Source organism: Pseudoxanthomonas sp. JBR18 (assembly GCF_028198165.1).
Classification (GTDB): Bacteria; Pseudomonadota; Gammaproteobacteria; order Xanthomonadales; family Xanthomonadaceae; genus Pseudoxanthomonas_A.
Window position 1 is genome coordinate 2,553,177 of the sequence record NZ_CP116339.1, and the last position, 18,504, is coordinate 2,571,680.

Genomic DNA, 18,504 nt, shown 5'->3' on the forward strand with positions numbered 1-18,504 from the left:
CACCGGGCGATGGCGAAAGTGTGCCGGAAAACGGCGGCCGGCCACCTTGATCCAGATCAAGGTCATTCCTCCGGGGCGAGGGCATCCTGGCGCCAATCCCACCAAGTCGATGCCGCCATGCCGGACATGATCGTCGCCGAACTCAGCAGACTGCAGTTCGCGCTCACCGCGCTCTACCACTTCCTGTTCGTCCCGCTGACGCTGGGACTGTCCTTCCTCATCGCCATCATGGAAAGCGTCTACGTGATGACCGGCCGCGATGTGTGGCGACGGATGACCCTGTTCTGGGGCACGTTGTTCGGCATCAACTTCGCCATGGGCGTGGCGACCGGCATCGTCATGGAGTTCCAGTTCGGCACCAACTGGTCCTACTACAGCCAGTACGTCGGCGACATCTTCGGTGCGCCGCTGGCCATCGAGGGGCTGATGGCCTTCTTCCTGGAGGCGACCTTCATCGGCCTGTTCTTTTTCGGCTGGGACAAGCTGAGCAAGGTGCAGCACCTGGTGGTGACCTGGCTGGTTGCGCTGGGCTCGAACCTGTCTGCGCTGTGGATCCTGATCGCCAACGGCTGGATGCAGTACCCGATCGGGGCGAAGTTCAATCCGGACACCATGCGCATGGAAGTCACCGACTTCGCCGCGGTGTTGTTCAACCCGGTGGCGCAGGCCAAGTTCGTGCATACCGTCAGCGCGGGCTATGTCTGTGGCGCGGTGTTCGTGATGGCCATCAGCGCCTTCTACCTGCTGCGCGGGCGGCACCTGGAGTTCGCCAAGCGCTCAATGGCCGTGGCCGCCAGCTTCGGCCTGGCCGCCAGCTTGAGCGTGGTGGTGCTGGGTGACGAGAGCGGCTACGTGGCCGGCGAGAACCAGAAGATGAAGCTGGCCGCCATCGAGGCCATGTGGGAGACCGAACCCGCACCGGCCGGCTTCAACGCCTTCGCCATCCCCAACCAGGACACGCGCACCAACGACTATGCCGTGCACATCCCGTGGGTGATGGGCCTGATCGGCACACGCTCGTTCAATACCGAGATGCCGGGCATCCTGCCGCTGGTGGATCGGGCGCGCGAGCGCATCCGCAGCGGCCAGCAGGCCTACGCGGCCCTGCAGACCCTGCGCGCGGATCACAGCGACATGGACGCGCGCAAGACCTTCGACGCGCACTGGGGCGATCTGGGCCATGCGCTGCTACTCAAGCGCTATCGCGATGACATCCTCAATGCCAGCAACGAGGAGATCGACAAGGCCGCCTTCGACACCGTCCCGCGCGTGGCGCCGCTGTTCTGGCTGTTCCGTGCCATGGCCGGGCTGGGCTTCTACTTCATCGCCTTCTTCGCCGTGGCCTTCTGGCTGGCCAGCAAGCACACGCTGCCCGAGAAGCGCTGGTTCCTGAAGCTGGCGTTCTGGAGCCTGGCCCTGCCGTGGGTGGCGATCGAGGCCGGCTGGATCGTGGCCGAGTATGGCCGTCAGCCCTGGATCATCGACGGGGTGCTGCCGACCTTCTTTGCCGCCTCCGGTCTGAAGCTGCACCAGATCCTGATCAGCCTGGGGGTGTTTGTCGGTCTCTATACGACCCTGGCGGTGATCGAGGTCTACCTGCTGCGCAAGACCATCCTCAAGGGCCCCACCGAGGTCTCCGGTGGACGCCAGCCCGACACCACCGGCGCCCCGCTCGCCGCCGTCAACGCCTGAAGGTCACCCCATGGATACGATTCCGCTTAACTACGAAACCCTGCGCTTCATCTGGTGGCTGCTGCTGGGCATCCTGCTGATCGGCTTTGCGATCATGGATGGCTTCGATCTCGGCGTGGCGACCTTGCTGCCCGGCGTGGCGCGCACCGACAACGAGCGCCGCCAGGTCATCAACGTGGTCGGCCCGGTGTGGGAAGGCAACCAGGTGTGGTTGATCCTCGGCGGCGGTGCGATCTTCGCCGCGTTCCCGGCGCTGTACGCGGTCAGCTTCTCCGGCTTCTACCTGGCGATGATCCTGATCCTGTTCGCGCTGATCCTGCGGCCGGTCGGCTTCAAGTTCCGCAGCAAGCTGGAAAATCCGACCTGGCGCGCGACGTGGGACTGGCTGCTGTTCGTCGCCGGGCTGGTGCCGGCACTGGTGTTCGGCGTGGCCATGGGCAACGTGCTGGTCGGTGCGCCGTTCCGCTTCGACGACTCGCTGCGTACGATCTACGAAGGCGACCTGTTCGGCCTGCTGATGCCCTTCCCGGTGCTGTGCGGCCTGGTGAGCGTGGCGATGCTGGCCGCGCACGGGGCCGGCATGCTGGTGATCAAGACCAGCGGTGAGGTCCAGGCCCGCGCGCGTCGCCTGGGCAGCGTGGCCGCACTGGCCGCGGCGGTGCTGTTCGCGCTGGCCGGCGTGTGGCTGGCGCTGGGCATCAAGGGCTATCAGCTGACCGGCGCACTCGACCACGCCGGACCCTCCAATCCGCTGGCCAAGCAGGTGGAAGTGGCCGCCGGTGCCTGGATGAGCAACTACCACGCCATGCCGTGGACCTGGGTCTTCCCGGTGGTGGGCGTGGTCGCTTTCCTGGCCTGCGCGGCGCTGCTGCGGGCCGGGCGCGAAATGCCTTCGTTCCTGGCGTCGGCCATGGGTATCGCCGCGATCATCCTGACCGAGGGCGTGGCGGTGTTTCCCTTCATGCTGCCGTCCTCGCTGGATCCGCGCTCCAGCCTGACCCTGTGGGACGCCTCGTCCAGCCACATGACCCTGTTCATCATGCTGGTGGCGACGGCCGTGTTTCTGCCGATCATCCTGGCCTACACCACCTGGGTCTACCGGGTGCTGCGCGGCAAGGTCGGCGACGATGCCGTGGCCCGCAACCCCAACGCCTACTGACGGCGCCCAACCTTAGGAGCAACGACGATGTGGTACTTCTCATGGATCCTGGGCGTAAGCCTGGCCTGCTTCTTCGCCATCCTTAATGGCATGTGGTTCGAAATGCGCGAGGACGCGCGCAAGCGCTGATCCCCGGCGCCAGATGAAGCGAGGCCCGCCGTGAGGCGGGCCTTCTTTTTGGCTTCTCCTGATCGAAGCGTGGTAGCGCTTGGGGACTACGGCTTCGGACGGGCATCGGTCCGGCGGGCGTGGGGCAGAGTGGACTGGATGTCGTGACGGCGCGCTGGTGCGCGGGGTGATTGCGGACCGACGTAATCCCCGTGGGAGCTGCCATGGCGGCGATGGGGCTTTCCCGGTAGAGCCGCATCGCCGCCATTGGCCGAAAAGGCCACAAGGGCGGCTGCCACCGAAACGCGAGCCTCGGTCAATTCCACGCATCGGCCATGGAGGCTAGCCGAGGATCAGCACCCGGCCGGGTCGAGGCTGGTGGGCGAAGTCCGTTCGCCGATCCGCGGCTCATGCCGTCAACTGATTCGCGTCCCGCACGCATGCCAAGCATCTGTTCTCTTGTCGGCCGCCGGCCCGACGTGCGCGGCGCCGGACGCGTTCACTCGTGCGTGGACGGATCGGCCAGGAACACCGTGCTCCACAGCTGCGCGGCGTTGGACTCGTCCTCGTGTGCGCCCTGCGCGCCGAAGGGCTCGATCCGGTAGCGTCCCTGTTCCCAGCGCCAGGACCACAGTTCCGAGGTGCGCACCGCGCCGGCCGCCTTGATCAACTCTAGCAGCCGTGCCTGTGCCTGCTGCAGCTGCATGCGCACGGGCGCGGGCAGGTCATCGCGCGCCAGCTGGCGACGCAGCCCGGCCAGCATCACCGCCTGCTGCCAGGCCCACACCACAGTGCCGTGGTAAGCCTGCGGCCCCAGGCGCGCCCAGGCGGCCTGGCCTGCGAAGACCGGATTGGCGACCACCATGCCCACATCGGTGATCAGCCCGGCCGGGAAGGGGCGCATCACCGCGGCCACCTCGCGCGCCAGCGTGTCCGGATCGGGCCGGCCAAACAGCAGCCCAAAGCCAATATCCGAATGCAGCACCGGCACCGGTCGCCCGTCCGCGTCCAGCGACAGGGCCGGGAACGTCAGTCCATCGTTGCCAAGCGAGGCCACGGCCGGCTCGACCGGTACGCCGAGTTGCCGCGCATAGGTGCGCAGCGCGGCGTCGGCCTGCGTGGCATCCAGGCGCACGTCGAACAACGCGCGCGCCTGACGTTCCCATGCGTCCGCGCGTGCGGCCGCCGCGCGCAGGGCCTGCCGTTGCGCATCGTCGGCGACGCCATCCAGCAGGCCGCTGTCGACGAAGGCGCCGATCGCGCGCAGCGCCGCCGGCATCCAGACCACGTTGACGTCGAAGGGATAGCGTCCGCGGCCCAGGCCTTCCTCGCTGTCACGCCACTGGCCGGTCATGCGTCCGGGCTTGAGCGCCAGCAGGTGGTCGAAGGTCGGCGCGGCGGCGAAGGCCTCGCTGTTGCGCGCGACATGCAGCAGGTTGCGCAGCAGCGCCTGGCCATTGCTGCTGTGTTGCAGCTCGTTGCGGGCGGCGAGAAACGCACGGGCGCGCGCCTGGCCGCGCGGATCCTCGACCAGCCAGGCCGCCATCACCGGCGCCAGCATGTAGTCGCCGTCGATCATGCCGTAGTCGTAGATCGGCGCATCCGAACGCGTACCGTCGCTGGCCAGATGACGCAGGATGGCGAACTCGCCGATGTCCTCCTCGTGCGCGACTTCGCCCTGCGGCGACAGGCGCGCGAGCACCGCGCCCAGCCCGGCCTCGACCGCCGCGGGCTGCAGCACGGGCATCAGCAGGCGCGTGGACATCAGCGTGTCGCGGCCGAAATAGGTATCGAAGCGCCACGAGCCGGCGAGGAACTTCTCGCGATAGCTCAGAAACTGCAGCGCATTGCGCATGCGCGGATCGTGCGCGGCCTTGGCGTTGAGCAACTCCCCACCGGCCAGCGGGGTCAACGGCGTCTCGCCGGTCGAGGCGAACAGGCGCAGGTGCACGGTGCCGTTGGGGCGCTCCGGTTCCAGCGTGATCGTGCCCGCCCGGGACACGACACGGCCCTGGGTGATCTCCAGGGCGACGCGGTAGCCGGGGGCGCCGTCGAGCCGGCGCCGCGCCCAGCTGATGCGTTGCGCCGCGACCTTAGCCGCGGTCTCCACCTGCGCGGGGATGGGCTGGCCCAGCTGCACATCGCGCAGCACACGGATGCTGCCCAGCGCCGCCTTGTCCAGGGTCAGCGGGCCACCGCGCAGTGCGAGTTCGGCCACGACGCCGTGCATCGCCGGATCGTCGCCCGGCGGCTGCGCCCGCACCGACTGCAGCGTCCACTGCACCGGTGCGGTGGTCGGTGCGAACCACACCGCCACGCCGCTGTTGCCGGCCGGAAACGCGACCAGCAGGCGCGGGCGCGTGCCGCTGGTGGCCAGCACGTGCGCGGCCACCGGCCCATCCTGGTAGAAGGCGTTGGTGGTGGCGCCCTCGTCGATGCGGAACTGCAGTGCCTGCGCGCCGGCCGTGGCGGGCGCGAGCGTGGTCAGCAGCGCGGCGAGGGCAAGCCGTCGCAGAGAGCGGCCGAGCGACGCCGGCAGGCGCGCACCGGTGGGAGTCAGGGTCTGGGTCATCCGATCGTTCCTTGTCCTGGGTCATCAACGACGACGCCCGGGACCTGCCCGGGCGTCGTCGTGCGTATTGCCTGTCGCGTCACGCGGTACCGCACCTGCGGCTCACCACAGGTACTTGGCCTGGAAGTTGACCTCGCGACCTTCCAGCGGACGGGCCAGCAGCACGCCGCCGGCACTGGCCGCGTTGCCGAAGATGCGCGAGTTCGACTCGGTCAGCCCCAGCTCGTTGGTCATGTTGGTGCCGCGCAGGTTCAACTGCCAGTGATCGCCGATGTTGCTGGTCACGCCGAAGTCCACCGTGTGGTACGAGCCCAGTTGCTGCAGGCCCGACTGATCCTGGGTGTGGTCGCCCACGTAGGTATAGGTGACGTACGGCAGGATGTCACCCCAGGCCATCACGAAACGGTAGCTGGGCGTGAACATGCCGCGGAACTTCGGTTGGCGCTGCAGCTGCTTGCCCTCGATCGAAGCACAGGCATCCTCGCCGTTGATGTTGGTGTAGCGGAAGCAGGCGTCGTAATCGGTGTACTCGCCGTCAAGGTAGTTGGCCACCACCTGCAGGCGCAGGTTCTCCACCGGGGTCAGCGCGCCGAGCAGGTTCACGCCGTTGGACTTGGAGCCATAGATCTGCGGGCTGCCCACCGGCGTGCCCAGGCCATCAGTGGGCTGGTACTGCAGGCCGGTGAACGTGCGGTGGTAGGCGCTGAGGTCCACATACAGCAGCGAGGATTGGTACTTGAAGCCGACTTCGTAGTTGCGGATCTTCTGCAGCGGTGGGAAGTTGTCGTTGGTCGTGCCGCGGATGCCGTTGTCGAAATCCAGGAAATGCCCGCCGGTGTTGACCCGTCCGTAGGCCGAGGTGTGCTCGTTGAAGGTGTAGTTGGCGCCGGCCGTCCACGACGGGTGGGTCTTGTCGTAGTCGTTGTGCGCGTAGGTGCCGTTGCACACCGGGACAGCGTTGTCGTACAGCGTGCGCGGATTGCCGTCCAGGTCCTGGTTGGTCAGGTTGCACACGTCGCTCTCGGCGTCCTGGTTCTCAAGACGCCCCGACAGGTCCAGCAGCCAGTTGCCCACCCGCCACGAATCGGACAGGTAGATCGCCTTGTTGGTGGCGCTGCCGCGCTGGACGATGTGGAAGCCACCGAAATCGGCGAAGCCCTGGTTGTCGGTGCGGTAGGAGGTCTGCCCACCATCGAGGTAGGTGACCACGATCGGCGTGGCGTTGGGCGTGTTGGTCATCAGCATCTGGTTACCCAGCGACCACTTGTCGTCCATCGTGTAGTGCGCGTAGTACAGGCCGACGGTGAGCGTGTTGCCCTCGAACAGTTCGCGGCTCAGGCGGAAGTCGTTGTTGAAGCTCTTCAGGTGCTTGTGGATATGCCACCAGCCCTGCTGGATCACGCTCTGGTCCAGCGGCACCGCCCCGCCGGTGGTGTAGGTGGCGGTGGCCGAACCGGCCGGCAGCGCGAAGCCGCCCGGTGTGTCGGGGTTGTAGAGCATGTCCGCCAGGCTGGCCGGGTTGTTGCCCGAGAACAGCGCATTGGTGTCCATGTCGCCTTCATCGAACAGGAAGCGGTCGCTGATCGACCAGCCGTTGTCCAACTGATAGTCGAAGTTGCCGCCCAGGAAGAACATCTTGGCACCACGTCCATCGGCCAGGTCGGCGTTGGTGCCGCCGTTGGGATAGCTGGGCAGATACACGTGCTGCATGGCCTTGCTGTAGTACGTGTCCTTGAGCGGGTCGAAGCCTGGATAGGCGCTGAAGCTGTCGGTGCCGCGCTGGATCAGCGGGATCGGGGTGATGAACTGGTTCTTGTCGTTGAGGTAGCGGGTGTACAGGGTGAACTTGCCCGCGTCGGTCTCGTGCGACAGCGTGGCGGTCAGCTGGCCGCCCTTGTCGGCCTTGAACTGCGGATCGCGCACGCCGTCTGATTCGCGCCAGAAGCCGCCCACGCTGCCGTACCAGCTGTCGGCCAGCTTGAAGCCGGAAAAGCCGTCCAGCCGCCACAATCCTTCGTCGCCGTAGGTCAGTCCGACGCTGCCGGTCGGCACGTCGGTGCCGGTCTTGAGGAAGAAGTTGGCCGACGCGCCCATCTGTCCATCGGCGAACACCACCGACGGGCCGCCCTGCAGGATCTCCACCGCTTCGACCGTGTCGTCCAGGCGGAACATCGAGGTGGTCTCGAAGAACGACAGCGTGGGCATGCCGTACAGCGGCGAACCCATCAGCAGCGTGGAGAAGTAGGGCGCATCGCCGCCTCCGGGGAAGCCGGCGATCTCGATGTTGGCGCCGGTCTGGCCGCCGCTGGTTTCCGGCCACATGCCCGGGGAGATCTTCAGCAGGTCGGCCGTGCTCTTGGGATTGGCCTGTTTGATCTGCTCGGCGTTGGCCGTGACGATGTTGAAGCTGGCTTCCAGCTTCTTCACACCGCCGGCCTGCGCGGTGCCGGAGACCACGACGGTATCCAGCGTGGTGGCGTTGTCCTGGGACGCCGATGCGCCAGGCGTTGGATCCTGTGGTGGAGCAGTCGCGGCTTCCTGCGCGAAGGCGGTGGCGTTCAAGCTGGCGGCGATCGCCGCCGACAGCGCATAGCGCGTCAACCAGGTGCGTTGCATGGTTCCCCTCCCGGACGATGTGGTTCCACGGCATTAAAAGCAGCACGGACACGCATGTGGACGATGGTCCCATCCGCTGCCGGCACGCCCCCCGTAACCAGCAATCGCCATCGCGCATGCGATGCGCGGCACGGTAGGGAGGCGCTGACAAAGGTGTCAACTTGTCCGCAGGTGTCGCATCCGTACTGCGGCCATGTCCCGTGCGGTCGGGGGCGGGTAAGCATGAAATTCCCTTGTTTCTGACTGATATTGCTTTCGCTGCTATCGAAAGCGTCAACGACATCACGATGCGTGAGCGTTGCGACGCAGCACAGCGTGGCGCGGTCGGGACATGCGATGACGCCAAACCTGTCTGGCCGTGTCCGATGCATCCCTGCGAGCAGGAACAGCATGATGCGCTGCTTCCGAGACGCGTTGATCTGTGCACTCGCCGAGGCTGCTGCGTAGCGACAACCTGTCCTGTAGCACGAGCCGCATGCGCCGATGACTTGCGCGCCGCATCGTCGCCGCAAGCTGCCTGCCATCGATGACCCGCCCAAGAATGTCCTTGTAACCGCGAGCGACATCGTCGGCACGACCACCTGGACAAAGGCGCGGCTGGGAGCCTGCACCGGCACGAGGGCTGTGTGCACGGCCCCCGGATGGGGCTGTTGGACGATATCGGGCGCTCGCCTGAAACGAGAGTGTTTTCCTTGCCGATGGTGCAGTGGCATGCGTGATGCGTGCGGCCGACTAGCCGTGCAAGCCATGACTCGGTAGACTGATGATCTTGAGAATCATTCGCATTAAATACATATGCCCCCTCACCGCATCACGCCCCTCTTCCTGACCGCCGCATTGTCTGTGGCGATGTTCCAAGCGCGGGCCCAGGCAGTAGATCCCGCTCCCGCATCTTCTGACAGTGAGGTCACCGAGCTGGATTCGGTCCAGGTCCGGGGCCGGGCGTTGACGCTTTACAAGACCGAGGACGCCGCGGTCGGCACGCGCACCGACACGCCGCTGGCGCTGGTGCCGCAGTCGGTGCAGGTCATGCCGCGCGAGCTGATCGACGATCAGGCCGCGCGCCAGGTCACCGACCTGTACAGAAGCATCAGCGGCATCAGCTTCTTCAGCTATGCCGGTGTCACCCTGCGGGGCTTCCGTCAGGAGAACGTCCTGTACGACGGACTGCGCGGCGATCCATACGCGGGCTTCTCGGTGCCGCAACTGTTCAACATCGAGCGCGTGGAAGTCCTCAAGGGACCGGCCGGCGCCCTGTATGGCGGCGGCGATGCCGGTGGTGTGATCAACTACGTCACGCGTAAACCGCAGGCCAAGGCGCAGCGCCGGGTTGAGGTCCAGGTCGGCAACGAGGACTTCGCGGCGGGTTCGGTGGAGGCCACGGGGCCGCTCACCTCGTCGGGCGACGTTCGCTACCGCCTTGGCGCCTATGCCGACGGCGAGGAAGGCGTGCGCTGGAATGCGGACAGCCAGAGCGTGATCGGCGACGCCTCGGTCGCCTTCGACGTGGGCGAGACGGGCGAACTGACCCTGCAGTACACCGACATCACCCAGGACCTGGGCGGCAACCGGCTGCGTGGCGTGCCGGTGAATGACGATGGCCACTTCCTCACCAGTCGCCGCTGGAACCACAACGAGGCCAGCGACTTCCTCGACATGCGGGCCAAGGTGGTGTTGGCCCAGTACCGCTTCTCGCCGGCGCCGGCATGGGACGTGGATTTCGCCGCGCGCTGGTTCGAGAACAGCGAGCACCAGATCTATCACGAGCCGATGGGCCTGATCGACCGCGATGGCGACGGCACGGCCGAATGGATGACGCGCCAGCTGCGCAACCAGTACCGCGACAATGACGCCTTGGCCACCAATGCCAATGCCGTCTGGCGCTTCGCCACCGCTGGCATCGACCACAAGCTGCTGTTCGGCGCCGACTACTATCGCGGCGACTCGGATTTCCGGGCGCAGACCGCCAACAGCGCGGACTTGCCCCGCAACGCCGGTCCGGTGCCCGGCATCGACCTGTTCAATCCCGTCTATGGCGTGACCTCCTATCACGACTACAACCTGGCCGCGCTGCCCTGGCGCCAAACCCGCACGCGCGGGCTTCGCTACGGTGGCTATGTGCAGGACGAGCTGACCTTGACGCCTCGCTGGTACGTGCTGGCTGGCCTGCGCTGGGACGGATTCGAGGACGAGGACCGGTTGGCCGGCAATCGCGTGGTCGGCCATGACCTCAGCTGGCGTCTGGGCAGTACTTTCGTGCTGCGCCAGGGCATCAACGCATACGCCAGCGTCGCCAGCGGGTTCGTGCCCCAGGCGACCAGTGACCAGGACCCCGCAGCGGGCGGCCCCTTCGACGCCGAGCAGAGCAAGCAGTGGGAACTCGGGCTGAAAACCCTGCTCGGCAACGGCCGGGTGACGCTCAACACCGCGCTCTATCGCATCGAGCGCAGCAACATCGTGCAGGCGACCGGCGAGGCCGTCGATGGCGTCAACCAGCTGGGGGCCCTGGGGCTGGTCCGCAGCGAAGGTCTGGAGCTCGACGTGCTGGCGGATGTAACTGACCGTTGGGTGGTCAGCGTCGCCTACGCCTACAACGATGCTCGGGTGGTCGATGCAGGCAGTGACGGCATCACCAACGCCTCGGGCGATCGGTTCGCCAACGCGCCGCGCAACACGCTGGGCGTGTGGACCCGCTATGACCTTCCCGCCATCGCATCGGCCATTGGCTTCGGTGCCGACTACATGGATGAGCGCATCAGCCTGGACGGGCAGCGGGTCAAGCCTTATACGGTCTTCGACATGAGCTGGCAGACGCAATGGCAGGACTGGAAGTTCCAGGCCAACATCAAGAACCTGTTCGACAAGGTCTACGCGGCCAGCGGCTTCATCGAGCGCGATGGCCATTTCCCAGGTGAGCCGCGACGGCTCTACCTGCAGGCGGCGTACACGTTCTGAAGGATTTCATGCGCCAGCCATTGCCAGCGACCGGAACTTCGTCATTAATAGCGCCGCCCACCAAAGCGCGGGGGCGGCGACGTTGGTTCGATCTGCACAGCTGGATCGGACTGAAGCTCTGTCTGTTCATGGGTTTCGTCTTCCTGACCGGCACCCTGGCGGTGTTCGCGCAGGAAATCGACTGGCTCGTGCATGCGGAAATGCGCGTGGAGCCCGGCGAGCAACGCGCCAGTTGGGGCCAACTGGTCGGTGCCGTGCAGCGCGCCCATCCCACCTGGGTGCTGCAAGGACTAAGCGCGCCGCATGCGTCGCGCTTTGCCGCTCAGGCCCAGATGCGGACGGAGGAAGGAAGGCTGCGTTTCGTCTGGGTCGATCCCTACACCGCTCAAGTCACCGGCGATACGCACCGGTTCAACGTCCACCGGTTCCTGCGCAACACGCATCGCCACCTCATGCTGCCGGTCAAGTATGGCGTGCCGCTGGTGGCCGCGCTGTCGATCCCGTTGCTGCTTTCACTGATCAGCAGTTTGTTCATCTACAAGCGCTGGTGGCGGGGCTTCTTCAAGTGGCCCAGAGGGGACCGGCCACGCCGCCTGTGGGGCGACATCCACCGGCTGTGCGGGGTCTGGAGTCTTTGGTTCGTCGGCCTGATTGCTATGACCGGTGGGTGGTATCTCATCGAATCGCTGGGCGGCAAGGCGACGCCTCCCCCCAAGATTGCCTTGCCTGGCGATGGCAAGGATGAGCGGCCCGCGCCGGCCGATCCGGCCGCCATCGATCGTACCGTGGAACAGCTGGAAAAGCGCTGGCCGGAACTGCGTGTCGCGGGCGTCCAGCCCAGCACCGCAGGTCAGGGCATTCTCATCGATGGACAGGCGCAGGCATGGCTGGTGCGTGATCGCGCCAACGTGGCGGGCTTCGATCTGCGCGATGGCCATCTGCTGGGGCTCCGGGACGGCCGCGACATGAGCCTTCACCAGCGTGTCGCGGAAATGGCCGACCCGCTCCATTTCGGCGCCTTTGGCGGGTGGCCGGTGCGGCTGTTGTGGTTCCTGTTTGGTGCCGCGCTCACCACGCTCAGTTTTACCGGCGTGTACCTGTACGGACTGCGGATCGCCGACACCCTGCGCCAGGCACGTCGACGGAGAGCGTCATGAGCCCTGGTCCCTGGCGACTGGCCTGGCGCGCCATGGGGCGCTGGCGCTGGATATGGCTGTTGCTGGCGGTGATCTGGCTCGCACTGATTCCACTCGAAGCCATGAAGTAGCTCGCTCACCCGAGCGCAGAGGCGGGGCGGGTTTAAGCTCCCGAAGCCGACCTCAGCAACCCCGCACGGCCTTCCCGCAGCCAACAAAAAACCCGCCATCCGGCGGGTTTTCGTCAACGCGCTGATTCCCAAAGGAAACCTGGTGGCTATGGGTGGACTCGAACCACCGACCCCAGCATTATGAGTGCTGTGCTCTAACCGGCTGAGCTACATAGCCGCGCGTGAACCGGTAATTCTGGGCAGGTCCTGCCGTTCTGTCAACGGGTGATTGGTGCAGTTGAGTGGCCGGGCGGGGCGTGGCACATTCGGACCCAGTAGATTTTCAGGAGTCCGCGTCGTGATCGATCCGGACGGCTACCGACCCAACGTCGGCATCGTGTTGATGCATCCCGATGGGAAGGTCTTCTGGGCGCGCAGAGTGCGCCGGGACGGCTGGCAGTTCCCGCAGGGCGGCATGAACACCGACGAGACGCCGGTCGAGGCCATGTACCGCGAGCTGCGCGAGGAGACCGGCCTGCTGCCCGAGCACGTCGAAGTGCTGGGCGCCACGCCGGGCTGGCTACGCTATCGGCTTCCGCATCGTGCGATCCGGCGCAACGAGCGCCACGTCTGTATCGGCCAGAAGCAGGTCTGGTTCCTGCTGCGGCTGGTCGGGGAAGAGCGCCACGTGCGCCTGGACCTGACCGAAACACCGGAATTCGACCACTGGCGTTGGGTGGATTTCTGGTATCCGATGGAACACGTGGTGGTCTTCAAGCGCGGGGTCTATGCCCGCGCCCTTGGGCATCTGGCGCCGATGGCCCGGGTCGTGGCGGGGCTGGCGGCCGTGCCGCCGCCGCGCCTGGAGCGGCGGGGCCCGGACGTGCTGGTGCGCACCTCGCAGCGTCCGCGCAATCGCTCGGGCCGCCGGCGGGGGAACTCGGATCCGGCCTCCTCGGGAAATTGACAATCATTCGCATTCACGGTTGAATGCGATCGGGCCATTCGGGCCTGCAGCAGTCCCAAGCCATCGCCGTGTACGTCTGCATCTGCAATGGGGTCACTGACCTCCAGATCCGTGAGGCCGCCGCCAACGGTTGCCGGACCACCTCCGAATTGACCATGCGCACCGGTGCGGGCAGCACGTGTGGCAGTTGCCTGGAGCTGGCTGCCGGTTTGCTCGCCGAGCATCACGGGTCGAGCTTTCCGCTGCCTGTCTTGAGAGCCGATCTGGCCAACGCGGCCTGAGCGAGCCCCGCGCGTGCGCACGGCACGTGATTGATCACGATTCGCGTTCCATCACGCCGCTTCGCGGCCCGGTATGCTGCCGCGCATCTTTCCTGCACGGGCCATGACGATGAAGGGCGACGCCAAGGTCATCGAATTCCTCAACAAGGTGCTCTACAACGAGCTGACCGCGATCAACCAGTACTTCCTGCACGCCAAGATGCTGAAGAACTGGGGCCTGAAGGAACTGGCCGAGCACGAGTACAAGGAATCCATCGACGAAATGAAGCATGCGGACAAGCTGGCCGACCGCATCCTGTTTCTCGAGGGACTTCCCAATTTTCAGGCGCTGGGCAAGCTGCGCATCGGCGAGAATCCGCGCGAGATGCTCGAGTGCGACCTGGCGCTGGAGATGGATGCGCTGCCGGTGTTGCGCGAGGGCGTGGCCTACTGCGAGACCATCGGCGACTACGTCAGCCGCCAGCTGCTGGTGGACATCCTCGATTCGGAAGAGGAACACGTGGACTGGCTGGAGACCCAGTTGGACCTGATCGGCCGCATCGGCGAGCCGAACTATTTGTTGACCAAGCTCGACGACTGATCGGTGCCCGCGCCTTGCAGGCGCCCCAGATAGGCCTGTAGCGCAACGCGCGCCCGGGCGAACTCCGCGATCACCAGCGCCACCGCCACCGCCGGGCGGTCCAGGCGCTGCTCGCGCGCACCCAGTTCGATGCGCTTGGCCGCGGCCGACAGGGCCAGGGCGCCCATGTTGGCGCTGGAGGACTTGAGGGAGTGCGCGGCCGCGCGCATGGCCTGCAGGTCGGGCACGGCCGAAGCGGCTTCCAGTTCGGAGATCAGGCGCGGGGCATCCTCCAGGAACACCTGGATGATGCGCGCGGTATCGGGGCCGGTGATCTCACTCAATTCGTCCAGCAGGCTGGTGTCCAGCGCGGCGATGGCGCTGGCAGCAGCAGAGCTCGCGGGTGGAGGCATCTCTTCGGGGGGCGTCTGTGGCGCTGGTTGCTCCAGGGCCGGTGCCGGTGAAGCCGTGGGCTGCGAAGCCACCTCGGATCGGGCGGGACCGCCATGCTCATCGTCGGCCTGCGGCAACCAGCGCTTGAGGCAGGCGTCCAGCAGGTGGCGGGCGACCGGTTTGGCCAGGTAGTCGTCCATGCCGGCATCCAGACAGCGTTGTCGGTCGCCGGCCATCGCGTTGGCGGTCATCGCCACGATGGGCAGTCGCGCCTGGCCACGCTCGGCCTCCCGCTCGCGCCAGCGTCGGGTCGCGGTATAGCCGTCGAGCAGCGGCATCTGACAGTCCATCAGCACCAGCGGATAGCGGGTGCGCTCCATCTTCTCCAGCGCCACGACGCCGTTGACCGCGTGGTCGGCGGCAAACCCCAGCGATTCGAGCATCTTCTCGGCGACCGCCAGGTTGACCGGGTTGTCCTCGACCAACAGCAACCTGCGTCCATCCGCCTCCGCCGGCGCAACGGTCGGCATGGCCGGCATGGCCGGCGTGGGCAGCGTCATCCCGGTGTAGGTCTCCGGCTCTGGTAGCGGCAGCTGCTGGATGGTCGGTGTGTGCTCGGCGCTCGTCGGTGCCGCCGGGATGAGGCTCAGCAGGGCCCGCAGGTCCGACTCGTGCGCCTGGCGGGGGAGCAGGGTGGCACCGGGGCGCAGCTCCTCGGGCACCGGCTCGTCGCCGTAGAGCCAGACCAACTGCATCCCGTTCTGAGTGGTGGCCCGGCCGACCACGCGATGCAGCGCGCGTGCGCTGGTCCGCACGCTGGCCAGGTCGGCGACCAAGGTGGTGAAGCCATTGGAGGTCGCGCGCAGGCGTTCCAGGGCCTCCTGGGTCGTATCCACGCACTGCAGCGACAGGCCCCATTGCGTCATCAGGCTCGATAGCCGCGAGCGCAGGCGCCCGTCCGGGCTGACCAGCAGCACCCGGGCCTGGCCCGGCGCGGTGTCGGTGGGTGGCAGGTCGCCGATGGCCTTGAGCAGCGGGATCTCGAACCAGAACGTCGAGCCTCGCCCCCGCTCGGACACCACCGCGATCCGCCCGCCCATCAGATCGACGATGCGCTTGCAGATCGCCAGGCCCAGCCCGGTGCCGCCGAACAGGCGTGTGGTGGAGGCGTCGGCCTGGCTGAAGGAGTTGAACAGGCGCGTCTGGGCCTCGGGGTCGATGCCGATGCCGGTGTCGCGCACTTCGAAGCGCAGCAGGTGCTGGGCGCCGGTCTCGCCCAGGCGACGGGCCACCAGGGTGACCGAGCCGCGTTCGGTGAACTTGATCGCGTTGCCGATCAGGTTGGTCAATATCTGACGCAGGCGCAGGGGATCGCCGCGCACGGGCAGGCGCACGGCGGGGTCGAGCTGCAGGCCCAGGCGCAGGCCACGTGTCTCGGCGGGGCGCTGCATCAGTTGCATGACCTGCTCGAGGACTTCGCGCAGGTTGAAGGGGGTGCTTTCCAGTTCGAGCTTGTTGGCCTCGAGCTTGGAGTAGTCGAGGATGTCATCGACGATGCGCAGCAGTGCCTGCGACGAGCTGGTCGCGGTCTGCACCAGCTGATGCTGCTCCTGGGCCAGGGCCGAACGCGACAGCAGCTCCAGCATCGGCACGATGCCATTGAGCGGCGTGCGGATCTCGTGACTCATCGTGGCCAGGAACTCGCCCTTGGCCAGGACCGCGGATTCAGCCGCCTGCTTGGCCTTGATCAGTTCGCCTTCCATGCGGCCCAGGCGCTCGACCTCGCGTTGGGTCATCTGGCGCTCGGATTCGGCGATCGCCGCACGCGCATCGGCCGCTTCGGCGTGGCGCGCCACGCCATGCAGCATCACCAGCGTGGCCACGGTGGCCAGCAGGGCGGCCACGCCGGCCGCGAAGGCGACCAACAGCCATGGGCCGGGAATCATCGACAGGTCGAGCCACAGCGCGACCAGCAGCAAGGCCGCCGCCGCGGCGGCAAGCCAGGACATCAGGGCCGCACGTCCCGGTGCGGACACGACTACAGCACCGCGTTATGGAAATCGAAGCCCAGGTCCTGGCCGACGCCCTGCACCAGGTTGCCCTGGATGAAGTCCACGCCCCCCATCCACATGGCGGCGGCGGCCTGCGGATCCTCGATCTGCTGGCCGATCACCAGCAGGTTCTGCCGGTGGGCCAGGTCGATGGTGGCGCGCAGCTGGCCTCGCAGGTTGGCGTCCTTGTGCGCGCCGGCAAAGCGGCTGGACACGCGCAGATAGCTCAGCGGCAGCAGCGAGAGCATCGCTTCGGCCTCGGTGCCCGGTTCGAACTGGCTCAAGCAGAACTGCACGCCCGCCTGCATCGGGGCGTGGCAGAAGTCACGCAGGGACATGGTGTGGATCAGCGCGTCGGACAGGCGGATGTCGATCACCAGCGAGCTGGGTTCGATCCCGCGGCGCGAGATCTCCCCAAGCAGCCAGGTCGCGGCATCGTCGCGGGCCAGGGTCTGCGGGGACTGCGAAATGAATAGCCGCAGGCTGTTGCCTTCGACCTGGCGACGCGCGATCAGATCCAGCGCGCGGCCCACGATCTGGCGATCAAGGTCGACGATATCGCCAGACAGTTCCGCCGCCGGCACGACCTGGGCGGCCGGCAGCAGGCTGCCGTCGGCCTGACGCAGGCGCATGAGGACCTGGAACTGGGCCTGGTCCCCGCCGGCCACCGAGACGATCGGCTGGAACAGCAGCTCCAGCGTGGTGTCGGCCAGCGCGGCGCGGGCCTTTTCGGTCGCGGTCGGCGCGGGCACGTGGGCGGCCACGTGGCCGGGCAGGCCACGCGCCTCGACGGCGGCCTGCTCGGCCGCCTCGATCGCCGTGCCCTGGTTGGGAAATCCCAGGCCCAAGGCGGTATAGCCAATGATCGCGCGCAGTTGGATGGTCTCGGTGCCGCGTACCGGCAGGGACACCTTGGCCAACTGGTCGTGCAGCGAGCGGGCGAAGCCCTCCTGTGCTTCCTTGGGCAGGCCGCGGGCGATGGTCAGGAAGCTGTTGTCGTTCAGCCGGGCCAGCGGCTGCGGCGCGGCGAAGGCCGACAGCTGTTGGGCGGCCCGCATCATCAACTGTTCATACTGGGCGTACCCATAACGCTCGCGCAGGCCAAGTGCGCCGGCGATCTCGACGAAGAACAGCCCACCCTCGGCATGCTCTTCCAGCGCCGACTCCAGTTGCTGCAGGACGTAGGCCCGGGTGTGCAGGCCGGTATCGGGATTGAGATCCTGGGATTGGGTGACGGCCACGGCCGCCGGCGCTGCGGTGATCAGCTGGGCCGGGACGCGCTGGCGCATGCGCCGGATGCGGTTGGAGACCGCCGCGATCAGATGGCGTGGGCGGATCGGCTTGGTCAGGAAATCGTCGGCGCCGCTGTCCAGGGCGTCGTACTGGCGCTCCGGATCCGGGTCGCCGGTCAGGAACACAATGGGCAGGTCCAGGTATTCCTGACGCTCACGGATGGCCACGGTCAGGGCCATGCCGTCGCGGCCGGGCATGTGCAGATCCATCAGCAACAGATCCGGCACGAAGCGCTGGATGCTGTCGATGACCTTTTCCGCATCCATTTCCACCTCGGCCAGCATGCCCGCGCCATGCAATACGCTTTGCGCGAACAGGGCCTGCGGGCGATCGTCCTCCACGATCAGCACGCGGTACGGAGATTCTACCTGGCCGGTGGAAGCCGAGCCGGCTGGCGCGGGCGGCGCGCCAGGAGCACCGGCATCGGACGCGGCTGGCGCATCGTCGGCCGGCTCCGAGGATGCCTGCATGGTCGGTACATCGACATCGTCGGTCCAACGTCGCCAATAGTGCGGCGGCGGAATCTCCGCGCGCACCAGCGAGGGGGCGGCAGCGGAGAACGATGGGGCGGGCGATGGCGTTGCGGACATCGTGCTTCCTGGAAGACTGAGG

General features: G+C 66.9%; 11 protein-coding genes, 1 tRNA gene and 1 pseudogene. 8 read left to right on the plus strand and 5 right to left on the minus strand.

The genetic code is table 11. The features are described 5' to 3' along the window. Positions 1 to 117: 117 nt before the first annotated feature. Genes PJ250_RS11410 through cydX form a run of 3 tightly spaced genes read left to right on the plus strand, consistent with a single transcriptional unit; the run spans position 118 to position 2,980 of the window. A complete protein-coding gene (locus PJ250_RS11410; RefSeq protein WP_271644676.1) occupies positions 118 to 1,692 on the plus strand; it encodes a cytochrome ubiquinol oxidase subunit I in 1,575 nt (524 codons plus the stop codon). A gap of 10 nt (positions 1,693 to 1,702) precedes the next feature. After that, entirely contained in the window at positions 1,703 to 2,851 is a 1,149-nt protein-coding gene (gene cydB, locus PJ250_RS11415; protein WP_271644678.1) for a cytochrome d ubiquinol oxidase subunit II, read from the plus strand. Between the two features lie 27 nt (positions 2,852 to 2,878). Further along, the gene (cydX, locus tag PJ250_RS11420; protein ID WP_130516512.1) at positions 2,879 to 2,980 is read left to right on the plus strand and encodes a cytochrome bd-I oxidase subunit CydX; all 102 of its coding nucleotides are present in this window, start codon (positions 2,879 to 2,881) and stop codon (positions 2,978 to 2,980) included. Between the two features lie 478 nt (positions 2,981 to 3,458). Here the strand turns inward: cydX and PJ250_RS11425 are convergent, their stop codons facing one another. Both PJ250_RS11425 and PJ250_RS11430 read right to left on the minus strand, forming a co-directional pair. Next, positions 3,459 to 5,531, minus strand: a complete 2,073-nt coding sequence (locus tag PJ250_RS11425; RefSeq protein ID WP_271644679.1) for a hypothetical protein — start codon at positions 5,529 to 5,531, stop codon at positions 3,459 to 3,461. A 102-nt stretch (positions 5,532 to 5,633) separates the two neighbouring features. Next, positions 5,634 to 8,147 (minus strand): TonB-dependent receptor, encoded by a 2,514-nt coding sequence (locus PJ250_RS11430; protein ID WP_271644680.1) that lies wholly within the window; start codon positions 8,145 to 8,147, stop codon positions 5,634 to 5,636. 849 nt (positions 8,148 to 8,996) lie between these two features. On the opposite strand from PJ250_RS11430, the gene PJ250_RS11435 reads away from it, so the two are divergent. Continuing rightward, positions 8,997 to 11,102, plus strand: coding sequence for a TonB-dependent siderophore receptor (locus PJ250_RS11435; protein WP_271644681.1), 2,106 nt, complete (start codon positions 8,997 to 8,999; stop codon positions 11,100 to 11,102). 8 nt (positions 11,103 to 11,110) lie between these two features. Continuing rightward, a complete protein-coding gene (locus PJ250_RS11440; protein ID WP_271644682.1) occupies positions 11,111 to 12,259 on the plus strand; it encodes a PepSY-associated TM helix domain-containing protein in 1,149 nt (382 codons plus the stop codon). A gap of 250 nt (positions 12,260 to 12,509) precedes the next feature. Here PJ250_RS11440 and PJ250_RS11445 read toward each other — a convergent pair. Then, positions 12,510 to 12,586, minus strand: a tRNA-Met gene (locus PJ250_RS11445). A 120-nt stretch (positions 12,587 to 12,706) separates the two neighbouring features. On the opposite strand from PJ250_RS11445, the pseudogene PJ250_RS11450 reads away from it, so the two are divergent. The 3 genes and pseudogenes from PJ250_RS11450 to bfr form a co-directional block, all read left to right on the plus strand. Continuing rightward, positions 12,707 to 13,201: pseudogene (locus tag PJ250_RS11450) on the plus strand (RNA pyrophosphohydrolase); the annotation flags it as partial. A gap of 182 nt (positions 13,202 to 13,383) precedes the next feature. After that, positions 13,384 to 13,596, plus strand: a complete 213-nt coding sequence (locus PJ250_RS11455) for a (2Fe-2S)-binding protein (protein WP_271648603.1) — start codon at positions 13,384 to 13,386, stop codon at positions 13,594 to 13,596. A 109-nt stretch (positions 13,597 to 13,705) separates the two neighbouring features. Continuing rightward, positions 13,706 to 14,176, plus strand: a complete 471-nt coding sequence (gene bfr, locus PJ250_RS11460; protein ID WP_271648604.1) for a bacterioferritin — start codon at positions 13,706 to 13,708, stop codon at positions 14,174 to 14,176. Here bfr and PJ250_RS11465 read toward each other — a convergent pair. Continuing rightward, a complete protein-coding gene (locus tag PJ250_RS11465) occupies positions 14,149 to 16,557 on the minus strand; it encodes an ATP-binding protein (protein ID WP_271644684.1) in 2,409 nt (802 codons plus the stop codon). The two genes, bfr and PJ250_RS11465, sit on opposite strands and share 28 nt — an antisense overlap. A 29-nt stretch (positions 16,558 to 16,586) precedes the next feature. Continuing rightward, the gene (locus tag PJ250_RS11470; protein ID WP_271644685.1) at positions 16,587 to 18,482 is read right to left on the minus strand and encodes an EAL domain-containing protein; all 1,896 of its coding nucleotides are present in this window, start codon (positions 18,480 to 18,482) and stop codon (positions 16,587 to 16,589) included. Positions 18,483 to 18,504: the final 22 nt, after the last annotated feature.